Genomic DNA, 19,428 nt, shown 5'->3' on the forward strand with positions numbered 1-19,428 from the left:
TCAGCGACGTTCGGTCAGGCTCGAGTCGAGCATCCCGTGCCGTGAGCACCGGGCCCACCAGCCGTCGGGGGCGATCTGCACGATCATCCGTCGTCCGCACTGCTCGCAGAAACGGGGCGGTTCGAGACCGAGCCGGGCTGCGGCCGGGACCGGGGCGCCCTCGTCGACGGGCCGGCCGGTGAACGGATTGAACACGCCGGCCTCCTAGAAGGTCTCGCCGAGTGCCTTGATCGGCATCTTCAGCTCGCCGAGCAGGTCGAGGTCGGACTCGGCGGGCCGGCCGAGGGTGGTGAGGTAGTTGCCGACGATGACGGCATTGATGCCGCCGAGGATGCCCTGCTTGGCGCCGAGATCGCCGAGGGTGATCTCGCGGCCGCCGGCGAAGCGCAGGATGGTGCGCGGCAGCGCGAGCCGGAACGCGGCAACGGCCTTGAGCGCCTCCGCCGCCGGCAGGACCTCGAGATCCCCGAAGGGGGTACCCGGGCGCGGGTTGAGGAAGTTCAGCGGCACCTCGTCGGGCTCGAGGGCGGCGAGGTCGGCGGCGAATTCGGCACGCTGCTCGAGCGTCTCCCCCATGCCGAGGATTCCGCCGCAGCACACCTCCATGCCGGCCTCACGGACCATCCGCAGCGTCTCCCACCGCTCCTCCCAGGTGTGGGTGGTGACGACCTGGGGGAAGAAGGAGCGGGCGGTTTCGAGGTTGTGGTTGTAGCGGTGCACTCCCATCGCGGCGAGCTGGTCGACCTGCTCCCGGGTGAGCATGCCGAGCGAACAGGCCACCTGGATGTCGACCTCGTTGCGGATCGCTTCGACACCGGCGGCGACCTGGGCCATCAGGCGTGCGTCGGGCCCTCGGACGGCGGCGACGATGCAGAACTCGGTGGCACCGGTCTTGGCCGTCTGCTTGGCGGCCTCGACGAGGCTGGGGATGTCGAGCCATGCCGAGCGGACCGGGGAGGCGAACAGTCCCGACTGGGAGCAGAAGTGGCAGTCCTCGGGGCAGCCGCCGGTCTTGAGGCTGATGATGCCCTCGACCTCGACCTCGGGGCCGCACCAGGTCATCCGGACCTCGTGGGCCAGGCCGAGCAGCTCCTCGAGCCGGTCGTCGGGCAGCCGCAGCACCTCGAGCACCTGCTCGCGATCGAGTCCCTCGCCGCGCCCCAGCACCTGTTCGCGGGCGAGGGCGAGGATGTCGGCACGGGCGGGGGCCTGGGTCACGGGAGTCTCCTGGAGGATGCGGGTCACGGCAAACTTGAACACCGTTCACTTGAACGATGTTCAGGCTAGGGTGGCGGTGGTCTACTGTCAACGCGACGGATGCTCGGGAACCAGACGGGAGCGAACGGTGCAGTTGCGACGCGGCGACGTCCTCGACGGCGCGATGGCGATCCTCGACGAGTACGGTCTCGGCGATCTGACGATGCGCAAGCTCGCCACCTCGCTCGGCGTCCAACCCGGCGCCCTGTACTGGCACTTCCCGAACAAGCAGACCCTGCTCGGGGCGATGGCCGATCGCATCCTCGACGGCGTCGCGGCCCCGCCCACCGCACCCACCTGGGACGGCGCCCTCTCCGAACTCGCGCATCGGTTCCGCGCCGCACTGCTCGCGCACCGGGACGGCGCGGAACTCGTCGCCGCGACCTACGCATCGCGCCTGACCACCGCGCGGGTGCGCGAGGCGTTCGTCGCCGCGGGTCTACGCGCCCGGCTGTCCCGGGCACACGCCGAACTCGCCGGCTATGCGCTGCTGCACTACGTCCTCGGCCACACCGTCGACGAGCAGTCCCGCCTGCAACTCGCCGAACTCGGGGCACTGACCCGTAAGCCCGTCTCCCCCGACGTCTCCACCGAGACCGCGGCCGGTTCGGACGACGACCTGCACGACGGGGATCCGGCCGTGCGCTTCGATTTCGGCTTGACCCTGTTCGTCGACGGCATCCGCACCCGCTTGCACACGAGCGGCGCCACGTCGCCCGGACCGAATGTCACACCGGTGCAGTCCAACTGAACGAATGTGACATTCGGTCCGGGCCGCTCAGCGCCGGAACAGCTTGTTTCCGAGCCAGACGATCGGGTCGTAGCGACGGTCTACGACGCGTTCCTTCATCGGGATCAGCGCGTTGTCCGTGATGTGGATGTTCTCGGGGCACACCTCGGTGCAGCACTTGGTGATGTTGCACAGCCCCAGTCCGTGCTCTTCCTGGGCGGAGGTGCGCCGGTCGGCCACGTCGAGCGGATGCATCTCGAGTTCGGCGATCCGCATCAGGTACCGGGGCCCGGCGAACGCCTCCTTGTTCTCCTCGTGGTCGCGCACCACGTGGCAGACGTTCTGGCACAGGAAGCACTCGATGCACTTGCGGAACTCCTGCGACCGCTGCACGTCGATCTGCTGCATCCGGTACTCCCCGGGCGCCAGGTCGGGCGGGGGCGCGAACGCCGGGATCTCCCGGGCCTTGGCGTAGTTGAAGGACACGTCGGTGACCAGGTCCCGGATCACCGGGAAGGTGCGCAGCGGAGTCACGGTCACCACCTCGTCCTCCGCGAAGACCGACATCCGGGTCATGCACAGCAGCCGTGGACGGCCGTTGACCTCCGCCGAGCAGGACCCGCACTTGCCCGCCTTGCAGTTCCATCGCACCGCCAGGTCGGGGGCCTGGGTGGCCTGCAACCGGTGGACGATGTCGAGAACGACCTCCCCCTCGTTCACCTCGACGGCGTAGTCGCGCAGTTCGCCGCCCCCGTCGTCGCCGCGCCAGATCCTGAATGCCGCTCGGTAGCCCATGGCTACGGCCTCCGTCCCGGATGTTCCGCGAGTTCGTCGTCGGTGTAGTACTTGGCGAGTTCCTCGACATCGAAGAGTGCCAACAGGTCCGGACGCATGGGCACCTGACGCTCGGGCGCGACGGTGACATCCGGGATCGATCCGCCGCCGTCGCCCGTGCGGCACACCAGCAGCGTCCGGCGCCAGTTCGGGTCCATTGACGGGTGGTCGTCGCGGGTGTGCCCGCCCCGGCTCTCGGTGCGCAGCAACGCCGCCCGGGCCACGCACTCGCTCACCAGCAGCATGTTGCGCAAATCCAGGGCGAGGTGCCAGCCGGGATTGAACTGCCGGTGACCCTCCACGGCGACGTTGCGGATCCGTGCCCGCAACGCAGCGAGATCGTCGAGGGCGCGGGCGATCTCGTCGGCGCGCCGGATGATGCCCACCAGGTCCTGCATGCACTGCTGCAACCCGGTGTGCAGGGTGTACGGGTTCTCCGCCGTCGCGGGCTCGGCGGGATCGAAGGGGGCCAGCGCCGTGCGCGCCGCCGCGACGACGTCCGCCTCCGCGATGCGTGGACGGTGTCCGAGGCCCTGCACGTAGTCGGCGGCGCCGAGACCGGCGCGCCGGCCGAACACCAGCAGATCCGACAGGGAGTTGCCGCCGAGCCGGTTCGATCCGTGCATCCCGCCCGAGCACTCGCCGGCGGCGAACAGGCCGGGCACGGACGCGGCCCCGGTCTCGGGATCGACCTCGATCCCGCCCATCACGTAGTGGCAGGTGGGACCGACCTCCATCGCCTCGGCGGTGATGTCGACGTCGGCGAGTTCCTTGAACTGGTGGTGCATCGACGGCAGTCGCCGGACGATCTCCTCGGCGGGCATGCGCGAGGCGATGTCGAGGAACACCCCGCCGTGCGGGGTGCCACGACCGGCCTTGACCTCGGAGTTGATGGCGCGGGCCACCTCGTCGCGCGGCAACAGGTCCGGGGTGCGGCGATTGTTCTCCTGGTCGGTGTACCAGCGGTCGGCCTCTTCCTCCGTCTCGGCGTACTGGCCTTTGAACACCGGCGGAATGTAGGAGAACATGAACCGTTCGTCCTCGGAGTTCTTCAGCACCCCACCGTCACCGCGCACCCCCTCGGTGACGAGGATGCCCTTGACGCTCGGCGGCCACACCATCCCGGTGGGGTGGAACTGGACGAACTCCATGTTGATCAGGGCGGCCCCGGCCCGCAGCGCAAGCGCATGACCGTCGCCGGTGTACTCCCACGAATTCGACGTGACCTTCCAGGACTTGCCGATCCCGCCGGTGGCGAGGACGACGGCGGGGGCCTCGAACAGCACGAACCGGCCGGACTCGCGCCAGTACCCGAACGCACCGGCGATGCGGCCCTCGCCGTCCTTCAGCAGTTCGGTGACGGTGCACTCGGCGAACACCCGCACACGGGCGTCGTAGTCGCCGGTGGCGGCGTAGTCCTCCTGCTGGAGCGACACGATCTTCTGCTGCATCGTGCGGATCAGCTCGAGCCCGGTACGGTCGCCGACGTGTGCGAGCCGGGGGTAGGTGTGACCACCGAAGTTGCGCTGGCTGATCCGACCGTCAGGGGTGCGGTCGAACAACGCACCGTAGGTCTCGAGTTCCCACACCCGGTCGGGGGCCTCGCGCGCATGCAGCTCGGCCATGCGCCAGTTGTTGAGGAACTTCCCTCCGCGCATGGTGTCCTGGAAGTGCACCTGCCACGAGTCGTGCGGGTTGGCGTTGCCCATCGCGGCGGCGCAGCCGCCTTCCGCCATGACGGTGTGGGCCTTGCCGAACAGCGACTTGCACACGACCGCGACCCGCAGTCCGCGCTGACGCGCCTCGATGACGGCACGCAACCCCGCCCCGCCCGCGCCGATCACCACTACGTCGTAGCTGTGCCGTTCGACGTCCGCCATCCAGTCCTCCTCTGCTGCCGAACCGCCCGCGGCAGGCGCCCGGGCCGGCGTCGTAGCTCAGCCGACGAACCGCAGGTCCGAAATGGTGCCGCTCGCCACGAGCATGATGTAGAAATCCGTGATCATCAGGGTGCCCAGCGTGGTCCACGCCAGCTGCATGTGCCGGGTGTTGAGTCTGGAGACGAACGTCCAGACCCGGTAGCGCAGCGGGTGTTTCGAGAAATGCTTGAGCCGGCCGCCGGTGACGTGCCGACACGAGTGGCACGAGACGGTGTATGCCCACAGCAGCACGACGTTCACCACCAGGATGACGTTGCCGAGCCCGAACCCGAAGCCGCCCCCGGCGCCGTGGAACGCGAGGATCGCGTCGTAGGTGTTGATCGCCGAGATGACGAGCGCGGCATAGAAGAAGTAGCGGTGCGAGTTCTGGATCAGCAGCGGCAACCGCGTCTCCCCCGTGTACCGGGCATGCGGCTCGGCGACGGCGCAGGCCGGCGGCGCCAGCCAGATCGAGCGGTAGTAGGCCTTGCGGTAGTAGTAGCACGTCAGCCGGAACCCGAGCAGGAACGGCAGCGACAGGAACGCCAGCGGGATCCACATGGGCAGCTCACCCACCCATGTGCCGAAGTGCCGGGCGCCGGGCACGCACGACGCGCTGACGCAGGGTGAGTAGAACGGCGTGAGGTAGTGGTACTCCTCGACCCAGTACGCGGTGCGGACGAACGACCGGATCGTCGCGTACACGACGAAGACGGCCAGTCCCAGCGTGGTGAGCAGCGGCGGTTGCCACCACCGGTCGGTACGTAGCGTGCGCGCCGCGATCCGAGCCCGCGTCGCGGAGCGCACGCCGGTGCCTGCCGCCGGCACGCTCACCGCGAGCCGTGCAGGCCGCCGAGCCCCTCGTCGTCGCAGTCGACGCCGCGGAAGATCTCGTCGTACGGGGTGTCGGGGATCGGGATCCGCTCGCCGACCGGCCGGGACGCCTCACGCGGTGGGGAGGCCGCCAGGTCCTGCGCGTCGATGTCGAGCCGGTCCACGTCGTTGACCAGACGACGCACGGCGGCGGCGTCGCCGTACCTCGACCGGAGCGAGGTCAGACAGTGCCGCAGGTGACCGATGGTGCGGTGCAGTTCCTGCATTTCGGTGGTGGACATTCGTACCTCCGAGAGGTCGTCGGCACGTCGACACCTGCCGACTCGATGTGACAGCTATCACAGTACGACATTCGTGCGGCCTCGCATGCGAATCCGGCCATCGACGCGCACGCGTCGTGACCGCACGGGGCGCCGAGCCGGATCCGGACAGAACGTGCCAGAAAATGTGAAATATCCGTTACAGGTTTCGAAAACCCGCGCTCCGGGAAGACTTGGATGCCACTGTGAAAGCAGCACGCGCTGAAGAGAGTTAGGACAGAGAAACGTCATGCAGACCACCTTGTTCGCCTCCGCCGCCTCCCGCCGTGCAACGGCCACTGCCGGCTCGGCCATGAGCACCGAGGAGATCAAGCGCCACATCGAGGCGATGTTCGCCGAACCGCGCACCGACGAGCAGTCGGCCGGAACCGGACGCGCATGAGGTCGACGACGTCGATACGGAAAGCAGGGGATCAGATGACTTCAGGATCGATCGAGGGGGGATCGGCCGGCGAACTGCTGATCGTCGGCGACTGCTCCCGGGTGCTCGACGGCGCCCGCGGGGCCGAGCTGCGGAGCTGGGCACGGGAGCACGGATTCGGACTCACCGATGCCTTCGCCGGAGGCCGAGTGGTGTGCGCGATCGTCGCCGAGGAAGTGCTCGACGGCGCGTGCTCCGCTGCCGAGGCGATGACGATGCAGGCCGTGCGCGCCGCAGGCGTTCCGTGCGTCTGCGTGCACGACGCTCCCGAACGGATACTCGACGCACTCGCCGGTAGCGGCGTGCCGGCCGATGTGGTGGCCTCTCCGGCGCGAGACGTGACGGCTCCCCTCGGGACCGTGTGCACCTCGGTGTTCGCCGCGAGCGGCGACGCCGGCAGCCGTCGGCACCCGCAACCCGCCTGAGGTTTCTTCCCGGAACGGATTCCGGCCCCGACGCGCGAAACGTCGGGGCCGGAATCCGTTCGTGGTCACGATGGCGCCCACCCGACTCGCGTCGGCCGGTGACCGTCGAACTCCCCTAGGGCAGCTGCCAGCGCATCGCCACCTGCGTGCCGTCGGGGTTGACGGCCAGGTCGGTATCCGCGGCCAGATTCCGGATCAGCGCCAGGCCGTGCCCCCGGGAGTTACCGGCCGCCGGGGTGTCCGACTCCCGCCAGTGCCCGTGGTCGGTGACGACGATCTCCACACACCGGTCCTGCGGCGAGTAGTTCGCCTCCAGGTCGACCGTGCCGTCACCGTCGGTCGCGACGTACGCGTGCTCCACGGCGTTCGCGAGCGCCTCGTAACTGGCCAGCAGCACGTCCTGGCCGCCGACCTCGGCGAGCCGCAAGCCGCTGAGCCAGCGGTCGAGCGCCTGCCGCAGCATCGTCACCTGTGAGGCCTCGGCACGGACCCCGCGAAAGTACAGTCCGGTCGCCAGAAAGGCCGGTGCTACGCCCCGCGTCTGCATCCTCGTTCCCTCGTCGTCGCCAGGTCCCCGACAGGATCACGCCCCGGACACGTCCGTCCGGTCGAGCCTGCGCGGCCCGATCGGCTCATGCCTCCGTGCCGGCTTTGTCGGCCTGCAGAGCGGCCAGCGCCTCGTCGAGGCGGCTGTGGATCGGGAACACCTCGTCCAGCCCGAGCAGCGACAGCGGCCGGGCGGTGGCCGAACCCTGCGCGACGACGGCGTAGGGAGTCGTGCCGGCGGTCTTCTTCGACAGGTCGACCAGTACGGCGATGCCCACCGAGGCGAGGAAGTTGACAGCACCGAGGTCCACGATCAGGCCCCGGCACTTGTCGTTGCCCAGGGTGGCGACGGCTTCCTCCTCGAGCTGCGGGGCGCTGACCAGATCCACGTCACCGGCCACCGACAGCACCGCGATGTCGCCGCTCCACGCTTGGGAAACGGCCATGATCGGCTGTTCGGAAGTCGCTTCGTTCATCTGTCCATCATGCAAGACACTGTCCTCCTGTGCGATAGCGGGTCCGATCCCGAGGGTCGGAGTCGAGGGGGTATACCTACGGCGAGCAGGACGATGTCGTCCTGGGCGCCGGGCGGGAACCGGTTTCGAAAGTCCGGCGACGAGCCGGGCGGGGGTGGAGTCCGGCGCGCTCGTCACAGGGAATCCGACGTCGCTCTCTTCCCCGAATCTCTCCCGTTCGTCGGGGCCGGCCCGGGTGAGCCCGTCGGCGGGGAGCAACAGGGCCTCCCCCGGCTCCGGGCCGATCGGGCGCGACGGTGCCGAGCCGTCGACCGTCCGTGGTGGTGACGGGTGTAAAGGGGTCGGCATCGACGATCGACACCGTTGCCCCCGGCGTCCCGGACCGGGACGGGGTGTTCCGGCCGAGCGGGCCGTCGAGAATGTGGTCGGGCGAGACTGCCCGCTCGTGGGCCGTCCCGCACTGCTGGTGATCGAGCACCCTCATCGCTTGCGCTGTCTCCTACACCGACTTCCGGTCTGCCTCGGTCGGTGATACGCAGCGGTCGACACCGGACGCGGCGAGCACTGCGTAGCACTGACGCAGGGACGCGTCGTCGGGACGCGTCCTCACAGGCACTACGGCTGGTGTCTCAACCGCACCGGACACCCTACCCGAACTCGTCGGCTTCGCACATTCGTTCACCTACGGCACGCGTGGCGGTACGCAAGGCCGGCCGCTGCGGGGAGGGGGTCAGGTCCGAACCGGCATCCCGAGCCGGTCGGCAGGCAGCCAGCGGGTGGCCTGCTCGGCGAAGGACACGGCGTCGAGGGCGCCACTGCCCGCCGGAATGCGCCCGAGGAGGGGCACCCCGGTGACCTCGGGTAGATCCTGCAGATTGCACTGCTCGGCAAGACCGGGCTGCTCCGGCCACGCGCCGATCACCACGCCTGCGCACTCGACCCCTCCGGCCTTCAACGCGGCGACGGTCAGCGCGCTGTGGTTCAGGGTCCCCAGGGCGGGCGCCGCCACCACCACGGCCGGGGCGCTCACCGCGGCGGCGACATCGAGGAGGGTGAATCCGTCCCTGCCCAGCCGGACGAGCAGCCCCCCGGCGCCCTCGACGAGAACGAGGTCGTACTCGTCGGCGAGCGCGCGCACGGCGGCGACGACGACGGGCAGGTGCAGCAGCGGCCGTCCGCTGCGCCGCGCCGCGGTGTCCGGCGCCAGGGGCTCCGGGTAGCGGGCCAGCTCCACGGTGTGCACGCGGCCCCCGGTGAGCCGGGTGATCTCGGCGAGGTCGCCGGGAGCGTCGTCGGCCACTCCGGTCTGCGCCGGCTTGCACACGGCGACCCGTAGCCCCGCCGCCGCGGCCACCGCGGCGTAGGCCGCCGTGACGACGGTCTTGCCCACGTCGGTGGACGTGCCGGTCACAAAGAGGACGGTCATGCTCGTGCTCCGGACAGCACCTCGGTGAGGACGTCGTCGATGTGGGCGAGTTCGTCGGCGTCCAGGTTCGCGCGGGCGGTCAGCCGCAGCCGCGACGTGCCCTCGGGAACGGACGGCGGCCGGAAGCATCCGACGTGGACTCCCCGGCTGCGGCACGCCTGCGCGGCGTCGAACGCGACCTGTGGGTCCCCGAGCACCACCGACACGACCGCCGACGTGGGGGTGGCGACCCCCGTGATCCTGGCCAGGTCGGCGGCCCGCTCGAGCACGGCCCGGGCCCGGTGCGGCTCGTCACGCAACACGCGCAGCGCACCGCGGGCGGCGCCGACGGCGGCGGGCACGAGACCGGTGTCGAAGATGAAGGTGCGGGCGGCGTCGATCAGGTGGGCCCGCACGCGAGCATCGGCGAGCACCACGCCTCCCTGTGACGCGAGGGACTTCGAGAGCGTCGCAGTGACCACGACGTCCGGTTCACCGGCGAGCCCCGCCTCGTGGACGAGTCCGCGGCCGCCGTCGCCCCGGACTCCCACCCCGTGGGCCTCGTCGACGAGCAGCAGCGCGTCGTGCGCCCGGCACGCCGCATGCAGTTGCTGCAGTGGCGCGAGGTCCCCGTCGGCGCTGAAGACGGAGTCGGTGAGCACGAGGGCACGCCGCTCGGTGCGGGTCGCGAGTGCCGTCCGCACGAAGTCGACGTCGGCGTGCGGGGCAATCTGCACCCGTGCGCGTGCGAGGCGGCACGCGTCGACCAGGGACGCGTGGCAGCCCGCGTCGGAGACGATCAGGGTGTCGCGGTCGGCGAGGGCGGTGACGGCGCCGAGGTTGGCGGCGTACCCGCTGGCGAACACGAGACCGGACTCGGCGCCGGTGAACTCGGCGAGTTCACGCTCGAGCAGTTCGTGCTCGCTGGTGGTGCCGGTGACGAGACGGGACCCGGTGGCGCCACCGCCCCAGCGGCGCAGCGCGGCGGTCGCGGCGGCGAGGACCTCGGGGTGCCGGACGAGGCCGAGGTAGTCGTTGGAGGCGAGGTCGACGATGTCCGGCGCCGGGGTGCGCGGATGCAGGGTGCGGCGCAGGCCCGCCGCGCGCCGGGCATCGGCGACGTCGTCGAGCCATTCCAGGCTGGCGAAGACGGTCATGCCCGCAGACCATACCTGAACACTGTTCAAGTCGGAATGCGGGCGGCGTTACCGGCTCGCTCGCCCGGCACCCCGCCCGCCGGGTCAGGTCCGGGCGGCGGCGCACATCCCCGCGGTGATCGTCCGCACGTCGTCGTCCGTGCAGATGTACGGCGGCATCGCGTAGATCAGGTTGCGGAACGGGCGCAGCCACACGCCGGCCGCGACGGCGGCCGCCGTCGCGGCGCCCATGTCCACCGGCCGGTCCAGTTCGAGCACGCCGATACCACCGAGCACCCGCGCGTCCACCACGCCCGGCAGCTCCCGCGCCGGCGCCAGACCCACTTCGAGGCCCTCGCCGAGCGCGGCCACCTCGCCGCGCCAATCGCGCGAGAGCAACAGCTCCACGGCGGCGACGGCCACCGCGCACGCGAGCGGATTGCCCATGAATGTCGGGCCGTGCATGATGCCGCCGCCCTCGCCCGCGCTGACCGCCTCGGCGACCGCCGAGGTGCACAGCACCGCCGCCAGCGTCAGATACCCGCCGGTCAACGCCTTGCCCACGCACATGACGTCCGGCGCGACGGCCGCGTGATCGGCGGCGAACAGCTCGCCGGTGCGGCCGAACCCGGTGGCGATCTCGTCGAAGATCAGCAGCAGGCCATGGGTGTCGCACATCCGGCGCAACTCGGTCAGGTAGCGGGGATCGTGGAAGCGCATGCCGCCCGCGCCCTGCACCACCGGTTCGACGATCACGGCGGCGAGTTCGTCGGTGTGGGCCTCGAGCGTGGCTTCGAACTCGGCGACGTACGCCGGGTCGAACTCGCGCGGGGGCGCCGGCGCGAACACCTGCCGCTGCAGTACTCCGGTCCACATCGAGTGCATGCCGCCGTCGGGGTCGCACACGCTCATCGGCGCGAACGTGTCGCCGTGGTAGCCGCCGCGCCAGGTCATGAGCCGGTGCCGCCCCGGCCGGCCCACCGCGCGCTGGTACTGCAGGGCGAGTTTGACCGCGACCTCCACCGACACCGACCCGGAATCGGCGAGGAAGACCTTGTCCAGGCCGTCGGGGGTGATCTGCACGAGCAGCTCCGCGAGTCGCGCGGCCGGCTCGTGGGTGAGCCCGCCGAACATGACGTGGCTCATCCGCCCCAGCTGGCGCGTGACCGCCGCGTCGAGGACGGGGTGGCGGTATCCGTGCACGGCGGCCCACCACGAGCTCATGCCGTCGACGAGTTCGCGGCCGTCGCCCAGCCGCAGCCGGGTGCCGTGTGCCTCGTCGACGACGAGCGGGACGGTCGATGCGGGCACGGCTCCGTAGGGATGCCACAGGTGCGCCGCGTCGAGCGCGGCGACCTCGTCGGGATTCAGGCGGCGGGCGGTCACGGGGATCGACTGTAGGCGTCGGCGCCGCGGGCCCGGTCGGCACCTGCGCCGGACCGGCTCGCTCGGTCCGTGCACGACCGCGGATCCGGCTAGGGTTGCGGTCATGGAACCCACCGAGCCGAGCACGTCCACCGAGGCCCTCCCGGCCGAGATCCCGGTGTGGCCGGGGAACGCATATCCGCTCGGCGCGACCTACGACGGGGCGGGGACGAACTTCGCCCTCTTCTCCGAGGTCGCCGAGAGGGTCGAACTGTGCCTGATCGCCAAGGACGGCACCGAGACCCGCGTGCCGATCGAGGAGGTCGACGGCAACGTCTGGCACGTCTACCTACCCACGGTGACCCCCGGCCAGCGCTACGGTTACCGGGTCCACGGCCCCTACGACCCGGCGCAGGGTCTGCGCTGTGATCCGAGCAAGCTGCTGCTCGACCCCTACGGCAAGGCTTTCGACGGTGCGTTCGACGGGGATGCGTCCCTGTTCTCGTACGCGATGGCGGGGTCCGAGGTCGAGGAGGCCCCGTCGGAACCGGAGCAGTCGGACGCAGCCGCGGAGGACGCCTCCGGTGCTCCGGGCGCGGCCACCGCGGAGTCGGGCGACGAGAACGAGACGGTGGCCGAGTCCGCCACCGAACCCGATGAGCCGTCGAATCCCGATTTCCCCCAGTTGGATTCGCTCGGGCACACGATGACGACCGTGGTGATCAACCCGTTCTTCGACTGGGTCTCCGACCGGCATCCGCGCCGGCCCTACTACGAGACCGTCATCTACGAGGCCCATGTGAAGGGCATGACCGCGACCCACCCCGGGGTGCCGGAGCAGTTGCGCGGCACCTACGCCGGGCTGGCCCACCCGGTGATCATCGAGCACCTGCAGAGCCTGGGGGTCACCGCGATCGAACTGATGCCCGTGCACCAGTTCATGCACGATCAGGTGCTGCTGGACCGTGGACTGCGGAACTACTGGGGCTACAACACCTTCGGCTTCCTGGCTCCGCACCTGGACTACTCGTCGGCCAGCAACCCGAGCGGCGTCGTCGCCGAGTTCAAGGCGATGGTGCGCGCCTACCACGAGGCGGGCATCGAGGTGATCCTCGACGTGGTGTACAACCACACCGCGGAGGGTAACCACATGGGGCCGACAATCTCTTTCCGCGGCATCGACAACGCCGCCTACTACCGGCTGGTCGACGACGACAAGTCCTACTACATGGACTACACCGGCACCGGCAACAGCCTCAACGCCCGCCATCCGCACACCCTGCAGCTGATCATGGATTCGTTGCGCTACTGGGTGACCGAGATGCATGTCGACGGATTCCGTTTCGACCTGGCCTCCACCCTGGCCCGCGAGCTGCACGACGTGGACCGGCTGTCCGCGTTCTTCGACCTCGTGCAGCAGGACCCGATCGTCTCGCAGGTCAAGCTGATCGCGGAGCCGTGGGACGTCGGTGAGGGCGGCTACCAGGTGGGCAACTTCCCCGGCCTGTGGACCGAGTGGAACGGCAAGTACCGCGACACGGTCCGGGACTACTGGCGCGGGGAACCGGCCACGCTCGGCGAGTTCGCCTCCCGGCTCACCGGTTCGTCGGACCTGTACGAGGCCACCGGCCGCCGGCCGAGCGCCTCGATCAACTTCGTCACCGCACACGACGGCTTCACCCTCGCCGACCTGGTCTCCTACAACGAGAAGCACAACGACGCCAACGGCGAGAACAACATGGACGGCGAGTCGCACAACCGCTCGTGGAACTGCGGCGTGGAGGGCCCGACCGACGACGCGGACGTGCTCGCGCTGCGGCAGCGGCAGAGCCGCAACATCCTGGCCACGCTGATGCTGTCCCAGGGCACCCCCATGCTCGCGCACGGCGACGAGTTCGGGCGCACGCAGCAGGGCAACAACAACGTCTACTGCCAGGACAACGAGTTGTCCTGGATGGACTGGTCGCTGGCGGAGACGAACGCGGACCTGCTCGAGTTCACCCGCAACGTGATCGCGCTGCGCCGGGCCCACCCGGTGTTCCGGCGACGGCGGTTCTTCGAGGGCCGCCCGATCCGCAGCGGCGAGCAGTCCCGGGACATCGCCTGGCGTACCCCGGCGGGCGAGGAGATGACGCCGGAGGACTGGGACAGCGGGTTCGGCAAGTCGCTGTCGGTGTTCCTCAACGGCGAGGGCATCCACGAGCCGAACCAGCGCGGCGAACGGGTCGTCGACGATTCGTTCCTGCTGTGCTTCAACGCGCACGACGAGCCGATCGATTTCGTCACCCCCGACGGCCCGCACGCCGACGAATGGTCGGTGGCGCTGGACACGGACGTGCCGGACGGGCTGCGCGAGCAGGTGGTGACCGCCGGGGAGTCCGTGCGGGTGCAGGGCCGTTCGCTGCTGGTGATGCGGAGGACCGCATGAGCCCGCGCCCGGTGTCGTCGACGTATCGGCTGCAGCTCACCGGCGACGGGACGACCTTCGCGGACGCGGTGGCCCTCGTGGACTATCTCGACGCGCTCGGCGTCTCCCACGTGTACCTGTCTCCGGTGCTCAGTGCCGCAGCCGGCTCGACCCACGGTTACGACGTGGTGGATCCGACGACGGTGTCGGCGGCGCTCGGCGGCCGCGAGGGTCTCGCGGCCCTCGCCCGTGAGGTCCGCTCCCGCGGGATGGGTCTGCTGATCGATATCGTGCCCAACCACGTCGGCGTCGGCGATCCGCGCGAGAACCCGTGGTGGTGGGACGTGCTGCGGCACGGCCGCGACTCGCCGTACGCCTCGTACTTCGACATCGACTGGGACGCGGACAACGGCTGCGACGGCCGGATCGCCCTGCCGGTGCTGGGGTCGGCCGCCGACGTCGAGGACCTGACCGTCGACCGCACCGGCGACGAGCCGACGCTGGCCTACTACGAGCGGCGCTTCCCCGTCGCCCCGGGCACCGACACGGGAACCGGAGCGGAAGTACATGCGCGGCAGGCGTATCGGCTCGTGCCGTGGGACAGCGGCCTGATCGGGTACCGCCGGTTCTTCACCGTCGACGACCTCGCGGCGGTGCGGGTGGAGGATCCGGCGGTGTTCGACGCGGTGCACGCCCAGGTGGCGTCGTGGATGCACGACGACCTCACCGACGGCGTCCGCGTGGATCATCCGGACGGTCTGGCCGATCCGACCGGTTACCTGCGGCGGTTGCGCGAGCTCGTCGGCCCGGACCGCTGGCTGGTCGTGGAGAAGATCCTCGGCGACGGCGAACCGCTCGACCCGACCCTGCCGGTCGACGGCACCACCGGCTACGACGCGCTCGGCGAGGTCGGTGCGGTGTTCCTCGACCCGCGTGGAGAGAAGGACCTCGACGCGCTCTCGCGCGATCGCACCGGCGCCTCCGGCGACGCGCAGTGGCTGCACGCGCAGGAGAGACACATCAAGAGCGCGGTGCTGCAGGCGGGGCTGGCACCGGAGGTGCGCCGGCTGGTGCGGGCGGTGCGCCGGGACGCCGCCGATGCGACCTGTCCGGACGAGCACCTGCGCGACGCGGTGATCTCCGTGGTGGCGGAGCTGCCCGTGTACCGGTCCGACTACGCGCCGCTGGCCGGGATGCTGCCCCGCATCCTCGGTGACTGCGCCCGCGCCGAGCCCGCACTCGAACGGGCGCTCGAGGTGCTGGCCCGGGCCCTGGCCCGGGGCGGAGAGGCGACGGCCCGGTTCGGGCAGGTGTGCGGCGCCGCGACCGCCAAGGCCGTCGAGGACTGCCTGTTCTACCGCGCGGCACGGTTGGTCTCGCTCCAGGAGGTCGGCGGCCACCCGGGCCGGTTCGGGCTCCCCGTCGCCGAGTTCCACCTCGCCTGGTCGGAGCGGGCGCGGTGGTGGCCGCGGGCGATGACGTCGCTGTCCACCCACGACACCAAGCGCGGCGAGGACGTCCGCGCCCGTATCGGGGTGCTCTCGCAGGTGCCGCAGCTGTGGGCGGCGTGCCTGTCCGAATGGGAATCGGTCGCGCCGCCCCCGGACGCCGCCTCGGGACTGTTCCTGTGGCAGAACGTCTTCGGGGCCTGGCCGCGCGACGGTCGCGTGACGGAGGAGCTGCGGACCCGGCTGCACGAGTACGCCCGGAAAGCGCTGCGGGAGAACGGCTTGCGGACCACCTGGACCGAGGTGGACGAGGAGTTCGAGGGCGCGGTGGCGGCCTGGCTCGACGCGGTGTGCGACGGGCCGGTCGGCGCGTCGCTGACCGAGTTCGTCGCGTCGCTGGCCCCGCATTTCTCCGCGGACTCGCTCGGGCAGAAGCTGCTGCAGCTGCTCGGACCCGGCATCCCCGACGTGTACCAGGGCACCGAGTTGTGGGAGGACTCGCTCGTCGACCCGGACAACCGGCGGCCGGTGGACTTCGCCGCGAGACGCCGGCTGCTCGAGCAGGACGCGCCGCCGGCCGTGGACGAAGCCGGCACCGCGAAGCTCGCGGTGGTGCGGTCGGCGCTGCGGTTGCGCCGCGAACGGCCGGCGAGCTTCGTCGGTGGTGCCTACGTCCCGCTGTCCGCGTCGGGTCCGGCCGCCGCTCACCTGATCGGCTTCGGGCGCGGCCCGGCGGCCGACGACGTCGACGTGGTGGCGCTCGCTTCGCGGCACACGGTGACCCTGGAGGAGACCGGGTGGGGCGACACGACGCTCGACCTGCCGCCGGGACTCTGGGTGGACCGGCTCACCGGGCGGCGGCTGTCGGCAACGGTGTCGCCGGCGGAGGTGTTCGCGGATCTTCCGGTAGCCGTGCTGGCCCGCGACTAGGCCGTCCGCGCAGAGGAGGGCAGTCCCGACCCGCGACGCCGCACCCCTAACGCAGACGCAGCAGGACCAGGGCCAGGGCCGTTCCGTCCTCCCCCAGCTCGGCGGCGTAGCGGCGGATCACGCTCATGTCGTGGGCGTGGGTGACGCGGGGCGCCCCCGTCCCGACCCGGAGCTGCCCGATCCGTCGCTCGAGCGCGACACGGCGCCGCACCACCGCGAGGATCTCGGTGTCGAGGCTGTCGATGTCGGCGCGCAGACGGGGCAGTTCGGAGTCGGTGGTACCTGGTTCGGCAACGGCGGTCATGATGCCTCCCTTCGGGATTCGGCGTGTTCACTGGATCGATCCTCCCGTACCCGGATGCCGGGAGACAGCCACCCCGGGTGGTGGATTCGCCACCCTGCCGGGATCACCGGCGGCCGATCCGGTCACAGGGCCCGCCGGTATCCGCGGATCACCGGCACGGCGCACACCGCGACCAGGGCCACCGACCAGGCCACGGTGCGCACCAGCGGGCCCTGGACGGCGCCGCCCAGGGCCAGCGCCTGCATCGTCTCGACGGCGCTGGTCATGGGCTGGTTGCGGATCACCGGCGCGAGCACCTCCGGGTACGCACCGATCGGCACGAACCCCGGATTGAAGAACAGCATCAGCGTGCACAGCAACGAGATCGATTCGATGACCACCGTTTTCGCGGCCATGAATGCGGCCGCGGTGACCAGCGCGGCGAACGCCAGCCCGAACAGCACCGGTACGGCCAGGAATCCGATTGCGGCAAGCGGGCCGCGGTGGAAGCGGAAACCGAGCACGACCCCGGCAGCGACGACGACGACGGTGGTCACGGCGATGCGCACCGCCTCGGCGAGGAATCTCGAGGCCAGCGCCGAAGCCCGGTGGACGGGCAGCACCCACAGCCGTGCGGGCAGCCCGGCCTCGCATTCGCGGCCGAGCGTGACGGCACCGGCCAGCGAGCCGAGCAGCGCGCTCATCACGACAACCATCGGCACCGTCCCGTACAGCGCGTCCTGCCCGGCGAACGCCGAGACCTGCCGGCCGAGCACCGCCTCGAGCATCAACAACAGGAGCACCGGGTAGGCGAGGCTCTGCAGGACCGTCATGGGATCCCGGCGCCAGCGGGTCAGCAGGCGCCCGGCCTGCAGCATGGTGTGCCGCACGAGAGCGGGGACCGAGTTCTCGGGTGTGGTCACGGTGGTGCTCATCGCTGCCTCCGGTTCGTGCGGGTGGCCAGGGGGACGACGACCAGAAGAATCCCGCCGAGCCACAGCAGCGTCGGCGTCAGGGCGGCACCGGTGCCGTCGGCGAGCCCGCGCAGGCTCGACGCGAACTGGGAGACGGGCTGGTTGCGGACGAACGGCTGGATCCAGGCCGGGAACTGGTCGATCGGAACGAAGCCGCAGGAGAGCATTCCGAGCACGAGCTGCGGCAGCATCAGGGCCTGCGTGGTGGCTTCCGGGCTGCGGAACACGGTGCCGAGCACATCGGCTCCGAGCGTGAGGACCATCCCGATGGTGAGCGCAAGTGCGCAGAACCCGACGGCCGCGGTGGTCCCGGCGAAGCGGAAACCGATGACGTACCCGCAACCGATCGCTGCTGCCAGCGACAACGCGCACTTGACGGCGCTCGCGGACAGGCGGGCGGCGAGCGGCACGGCCGCCGCGATCGGCATCGTCGCGAACCGGCGGTCGATGCCGTGCACCGCATCGGTGGCGGCCAGGAACGCGGCGGAGATCGCGGTGAAGGACACGGCCTGCAGCGCGATCAGCGGCATCAGGAACTGCCCGTAGTCGACGGTCCCGCCGGTGAACAGGGCGATCACCCGTTGCAGCGGCACGTAGAACCCGACGGTGAACACGAGCGGAGCGACGAGTGCGGTGACGAGCTCGCCGCCGCGGACGGCCGGGATCAGAGTGCGCACGGACAGCACCCACCACTGGTAGAGCGGTGAAGGCGACGGTGCGACGGTCGTCGTGGTCATGCCACCACCTCGAATCGCGGCCGGGTGGCGGTGAGGGCGAGGAAGACCTCGTCCAGCGACGGTCGCCGCAGCGCGATGTCGGAGACCGCGACACCGTGGGCGGCGACGGCGGTGGCGACCTGCGCCAGGGTGCCCGCGCCGTGCGGGGCGGGGATCGTGACGCGGTCGGCGGCGACTTCGATCACCGCCGCCGGGGCGAATCGGCGCAGCACCTGCGCCACGGCGGGCACGTCGGTCACCTGTACCGGGACGACCTCGCAGAAGGTGGCGCCGACGCGCTGCTTCAACTGGGCGGGGGTGCCCTCGGCGACGACCGTACCCCGGTCGATGACGACGATCCGGTCGGCGAGCAGGTCGGCCTCCTCGAGGTACTGCGTGGTGAGCAACGTGGTGACGCCCTGCGCCTTGAAACCGGCGATCAGGTCCCAGACCCGTTGGCGGCTGCGCGGATCGAGGCCGGTGGTCGGCTCGTCGAGGAACACCACCCGGGGCGGGACGACGAGCCCGCACGCGATGTCGATGCGGCGGCGCATACCGCCGGAGTACTTGCCGACCCGCCGGTCGGCGGCATCCTCGAGGTCGAACTCGGCGAGCAGTTCCCGCGCGCGGGCCCGGGCGGCGCGGCGCCGCAGCCCGAGCAGGCGCGCGAACAGGACCAGGTTCTCGAATCCGGTGAGCATGTCGTCGAGGGCGGCGTACTGGCCGGTGAGCATCACCGCGCGGCGCACCCCGGCCGGGTCGGTGACGACGTCGTGACCGGCCACGACGGCACGACCGGAATCCGGCCGCAGCAGGGTGGACAGGATGTTCACGGTGGTCGTCTTGCCGGCGCCGTTGGGGCCGAGGACGCCGAGAACCTCACCGGGCTCGGCAGTGAAGCTCACGCCGCACAGGGCCGGGACCGGCCCGAAGCTCTTGGTGACGGCGTCGACGAGGACGGCGGGGGTCGAGGGGGACATGGTGCTCCGTTCGGAATCGGGG

Annotated in this window: 20 protein-coding genes; 5 read left to right on the plus strand and 15 right to left on the minus strand. The window is 70.8% G+C overall.

Annotated features, from left to right (window positions below):
* Together ACM26Y_RS14245 and bioB are read right to left on the minus strand one after the other, a co-directional pair.
* Nucleotides 1–195: a hypothetical protein gene (locus ACM26Y_RS14245; RefSeq protein ID WP_003935826.1), complete on the minus strand. Its 195-nt coding sequence runs from the start codon at nt 193–195 to the stop codon at nt 1–3.
* A 9-nt stretch (nt 196–204) separates the two neighbouring features.
* On the minus strand, nt 205–1,218 hold the full coding sequence (bioB, locus tag ACM26Y_RS14250) for a biotin synthase BioB (RefSeq protein ID WP_289378322.1): 1,014 nt from the start codon (nt 1,216–1,218) through the stop codon (nt 205–207).
* Nucleotides 1,219–1,345: 127 nt separating this feature from the next.
* Here bioB and ACM26Y_RS14255 point away from each other — a divergent pair, with 127 nt between their 5' ends.
* On the plus strand, nt 1,346–2,008 hold the full coding sequence (locus tag ACM26Y_RS14255; protein ID WP_416061224.1) for a TetR/AcrR family transcriptional regulator C-terminal domain-containing protein: 663 nt from the start codon (nt 1,346–1,348) through the stop codon (nt 2,006–2,008).
* Between the two features lie 27 nt (nt 2,009–2,035).
* Here the strand turns inward: ACM26Y_RS14255 and ACM26Y_RS14260 are convergent, their stop codons facing one another.
* The 4 genes from ACM26Y_RS14260 to ACM26Y_RS14275 are packed head-to-tail and all read right to left on the minus strand — an operon-like array spanning nt 2,036 to nt 5,855.
* Nucleotides 2,036–2,782 (minus strand): succinate dehydrogenase/fumarate reductase iron-sulfur subunit, encoded by a 747-nt coding sequence (locus ACM26Y_RS14260; RefSeq protein WP_003935829.1) that lies wholly within the window; start codon nt 2,780–2,782, stop codon nt 2,036–2,038.
* 2 nt (nt 2,783–2,784) lie between these two features.
* Entirely contained in the window at nt 2,785–4,701 is a 1,917-nt protein-coding gene (locus ACM26Y_RS14265; RefSeq protein WP_003935830.1) for a fumarate reductase/succinate dehydrogenase flavoprotein subunit, read from the minus strand.
* 57 nt (nt 4,702–4,758) lie between these two features.
* Nucleotides 4,759–5,574, minus strand: coding sequence for a hypothetical protein (locus tag ACM26Y_RS14270; RefSeq protein ID WP_416061225.1), 816 nt, complete (start codon nt 5,572–5,574; stop codon nt 4,759–4,761).
* Complete coding sequence (locus tag ACM26Y_RS14275) at nt 5,571–5,855, minus strand: hypothetical protein (protein WP_003935832.1); 285 nt, start codon at nt 5,853–5,855, stop codon at nt 5,571–5,573. Before ACM26Y_RS14275 ends, ACM26Y_RS14270 begins: the two co-directional genes overlap by 4 nt.
* A 268-nt stretch (nt 5,856–6,123) precedes the next feature.
* On the opposite strand from ACM26Y_RS14275, the gene ACM26Y_RS14280 reads away from it, so the two are divergent.
* Both ACM26Y_RS14280 and ACM26Y_RS14285 read left to right on the plus strand, forming a co-directional pair.
* Entirely contained in the window at nt 6,124–6,276 is a 153-nt protein-coding gene (locus ACM26Y_RS14280; RefSeq protein ID WP_003935833.1) for a hypothetical protein, read from the plus strand.
* Nucleotides 6,277–6,311: 35 nt separating this feature from the next.
* Entirely contained in the window at nt 6,312–6,740 is a 429-nt protein-coding gene (locus ACM26Y_RS14285; protein ID WP_416061226.1) for a hypothetical protein, read from the plus strand.
* A 115-nt stretch (nt 6,741–6,855) separates the two neighbouring features.
* Here the strand turns inward: ACM26Y_RS14285 and ACM26Y_RS14290 are convergent, their stop codons facing one another.
* The 5 genes from ACM26Y_RS14290 to ACM26Y_RS14310 all read right to left on the minus strand — a co-directional run bounded on the left by ACM26Y_RS14290 (nt 6,856) and on the right by ACM26Y_RS14310 (nt 11,689).
* A complete protein-coding gene (locus ACM26Y_RS14290; protein WP_003935835.1) occupies nt 6,856–7,287 on the minus strand; it encodes an ATP-binding protein in 432 nt (143 codons plus the stop codon).
* Between the two features lie 85 nt (nt 7,288–7,372).
* Nucleotides 7,373–7,762, minus strand: a complete 390-nt coding sequence (locus ACM26Y_RS14295; protein ID WP_003935836.1) for an STAS domain-containing protein — start codon at nt 7,760–7,762, stop codon at nt 7,373–7,375.
* 730 nt (nt 7,763–8,492) lie between these two features.
* Nucleotides 8,493–9,188 (minus strand): dethiobiotin synthase, encoded by a 696-nt coding sequence (gene bioD, locus ACM26Y_RS14300; RefSeq protein ID WP_416061227.1) that lies wholly within the window; start codon nt 9,186–9,188, stop codon nt 8,493–8,495.
* Complete coding sequence (locus tag ACM26Y_RS14305) at nt 9,185–10,324, minus strand: 8-amino-7-oxononanoate synthase (protein WP_416061228.1); 1,140 nt, start codon at nt 10,322–10,324, stop codon at nt 9,185–9,187. The genes bioD and ACM26Y_RS14305 overlap by 4 nt, the downstream gene beginning before the upstream one ends.
* 84 nt (nt 10,325–10,408) lie before the next feature.
* The gene (locus ACM26Y_RS14310) at nt 10,409–11,689 is read right to left on the minus strand and encodes an adenosylmethionine--8-amino-7-oxononanoate transaminase (RefSeq protein ID WP_416061229.1); all 1,281 of its coding nucleotides are present in this window, start codon (nt 11,687–11,689) and stop codon (nt 10,409–10,411) included.
* A gap of 103 nt (nt 11,690–11,792) precedes the next feature.
* Between ACM26Y_RS14310 and glgX the strand changes: the two genes are divergently transcribed.
* Both glgX and treY read left to right on the plus strand, forming a co-directional pair.
* The gene (gene glgX, locus ACM26Y_RS14315; RefSeq protein WP_416061230.1) at nt 11,793–14,096 is read left to right on the plus strand and encodes a glycogen debranching protein GlgX; all 2,304 of its coding nucleotides are present in this window, start codon (nt 11,793–11,795) and stop codon (nt 14,094–14,096) included.
* Nucleotides 14,093–16,453 (plus strand): malto-oligosyltrehalose synthase, encoded by a 2,361-nt coding sequence (gene treY, locus ACM26Y_RS14320; protein WP_416061231.1) that lies wholly within the window; start codon nt 14,093–14,095, stop codon nt 16,451–16,453. The genes glgX and treY overlap by 4 nt, the downstream gene beginning before the upstream one ends.
* A 46-nt stretch (nt 16,454–16,499) precedes the next feature.
* Here the strand turns inward: treY and ACM26Y_RS14325 are convergent, their stop codons facing one another.
* The 4 genes from ACM26Y_RS14325 to ACM26Y_RS14340 all read right to left on the minus strand — a co-directional run bounded on the left by ACM26Y_RS14325 (nt 16,500) and on the right by ACM26Y_RS14340 (nt 19,406).
* A complete protein-coding gene (locus tag ACM26Y_RS14325) occupies nt 16,500–16,757 on the minus strand; it encodes a chorismate mutase (RefSeq protein WP_054374703.1) in 258 nt (85 codons plus the stop codon).
* A 122-nt stretch (nt 16,758–16,879) separates the two neighbouring features.
* Nucleotides 16,880–17,671, minus strand: a complete 792-nt coding sequence (locus ACM26Y_RS14330) for an ABC transporter permease (protein WP_003935843.1) — start codon at nt 17,669–17,671, stop codon at nt 16,880–16,882.
* Nucleotides 17,668–18,447 carry an ABC transporter permease gene (locus ACM26Y_RS14335; protein WP_003935844.1) on the minus strand — a complete coding sequence of 260 codons (780 nt, stop codon included), beginning with the start codon at nt 18,445–18,447 and terminating at the stop codon, nt 17,668–17,670. The genes ACM26Y_RS14330 and ACM26Y_RS14335 overlap by 4 nt, the downstream gene beginning before the upstream one ends.
* Complete coding sequence (locus tag ACM26Y_RS14340) at nt 18,444–19,406, minus strand: ATP-binding cassette domain-containing protein (RefSeq protein WP_289378338.1); 963 nt, start codon at nt 19,404–19,406, stop codon at nt 18,444–18,446. Before ACM26Y_RS14340 ends, ACM26Y_RS14335 begins: the two co-directional genes overlap by 4 nt.
* Nucleotides 19,407–19,428 lie beyond the last annotated feature (22 nt).

The organism is Rhodococcus indonesiensis (genome assembly GCF_047782815.1).
Classification (GTDB): Bacteria; Actinomycetota; Actinomycetes; order Mycobacteriales; family Mycobacteriaceae; genus Rhodococcus; species Rhodococcus indonesiensis.

Coding starts and splice junctions, on each gene's coding strand:
- ACM26Y_RS14260 (WP_003935829.1), bottom strand. CDS start 2,782: ATGGGCTACCGAGCGGCATTCAGGATCTGGCGCGGCGACGACGGGGGC.
- ACM26Y_RS14265 (WP_003935830.1), bottom strand. CDS start 4,701: ATGGCGGACGTCGAACGGCACAGCTACGACGTAGTGGTGATCGGCGCG.
- ACM26Y_RS14275 (WP_003935832.1), bottom strand. CDS start 5,855: ATGTCCACCACCGAAATGCAGGAACTGCACCGCACCATCGGTCACCTG.
- ACM26Y_RS14280 (WP_003935833.1), top strand. CDS start 6,124: ATGCAGACCACCTTGTTCGCCTCCGCCGCCTCCCGCCGTGCAACGGCC.
- ACM26Y_RS14285 (WP_416061226.1), top strand. CDS start 6,312: ATGACTTCAGGATCGATCGAGGGGGGATCGGCCGGCGAACTGCTGATC.
- ACM26Y_RS14290 (WP_003935835.1), bottom strand. CDS start 7,287: ATGCAGACGCGGGGCGTAGCACCGGCCTTTCTGGCGACCGGACTGTAC.
- ACM26Y_RS14295 (WP_003935836.1), bottom strand. CDS start 7,762: ATGAACGAAGCGACTTCCGAACAGCCGATCATGGCCGTTTCCCAAGCG.
- bioD (WP_416061227.1), bottom strand. CDS start 9,188: ATGACCGTCCTCTTTGTGACCGGCACGTCCACCGACGTGGGCAAGACC.
- ACM26Y_RS14305 (WP_416061228.1), bottom strand. CDS start 10,324: ATGACCGTCTTCGCCAGCCTGGAATGGCTCGACGACGTCGCCGATGCC.
- glgX (WP_416061230.1), top strand. CDS start 11,793: ATGGAACCCACCGAGCCGAGCACGTCCACCGAGGCCCTCCCGGCCGAG.
- treY (WP_416061231.1), top strand. CDS start 14,093: ATGAGCCCGCGCCCGGTGTCGTCGACGTATCGGCTGCAGCTCACCGGC.
- ACM26Y_RS14325 (WP_054374703.1), bottom strand. CDS start 16,757: ATGACCGCCGTTGCCGAACCAGGTACCACCGACTCCGAACTGCCCCGT.
- ACM26Y_RS14330 (WP_003935843.1), bottom strand. CDS start 17,671: ATGAGCACCACCGTGACCACACCCGAGAACTCGGTCCCCGCTCTCGTG.
- ACM26Y_RS14335 (WP_003935844.1), bottom strand. CDS start 18,447: ATGACCACGACGACCGTCGCACCGTCGCCTTCACCGCTCTACCAGTGG.
- ACM26Y_RS14340 (WP_289378338.1), bottom strand. CDS start 19,406: ATGTCCCCCTCGACCCCCGCCGTCCTCGTCGACGCCGTCACCAAGAGC.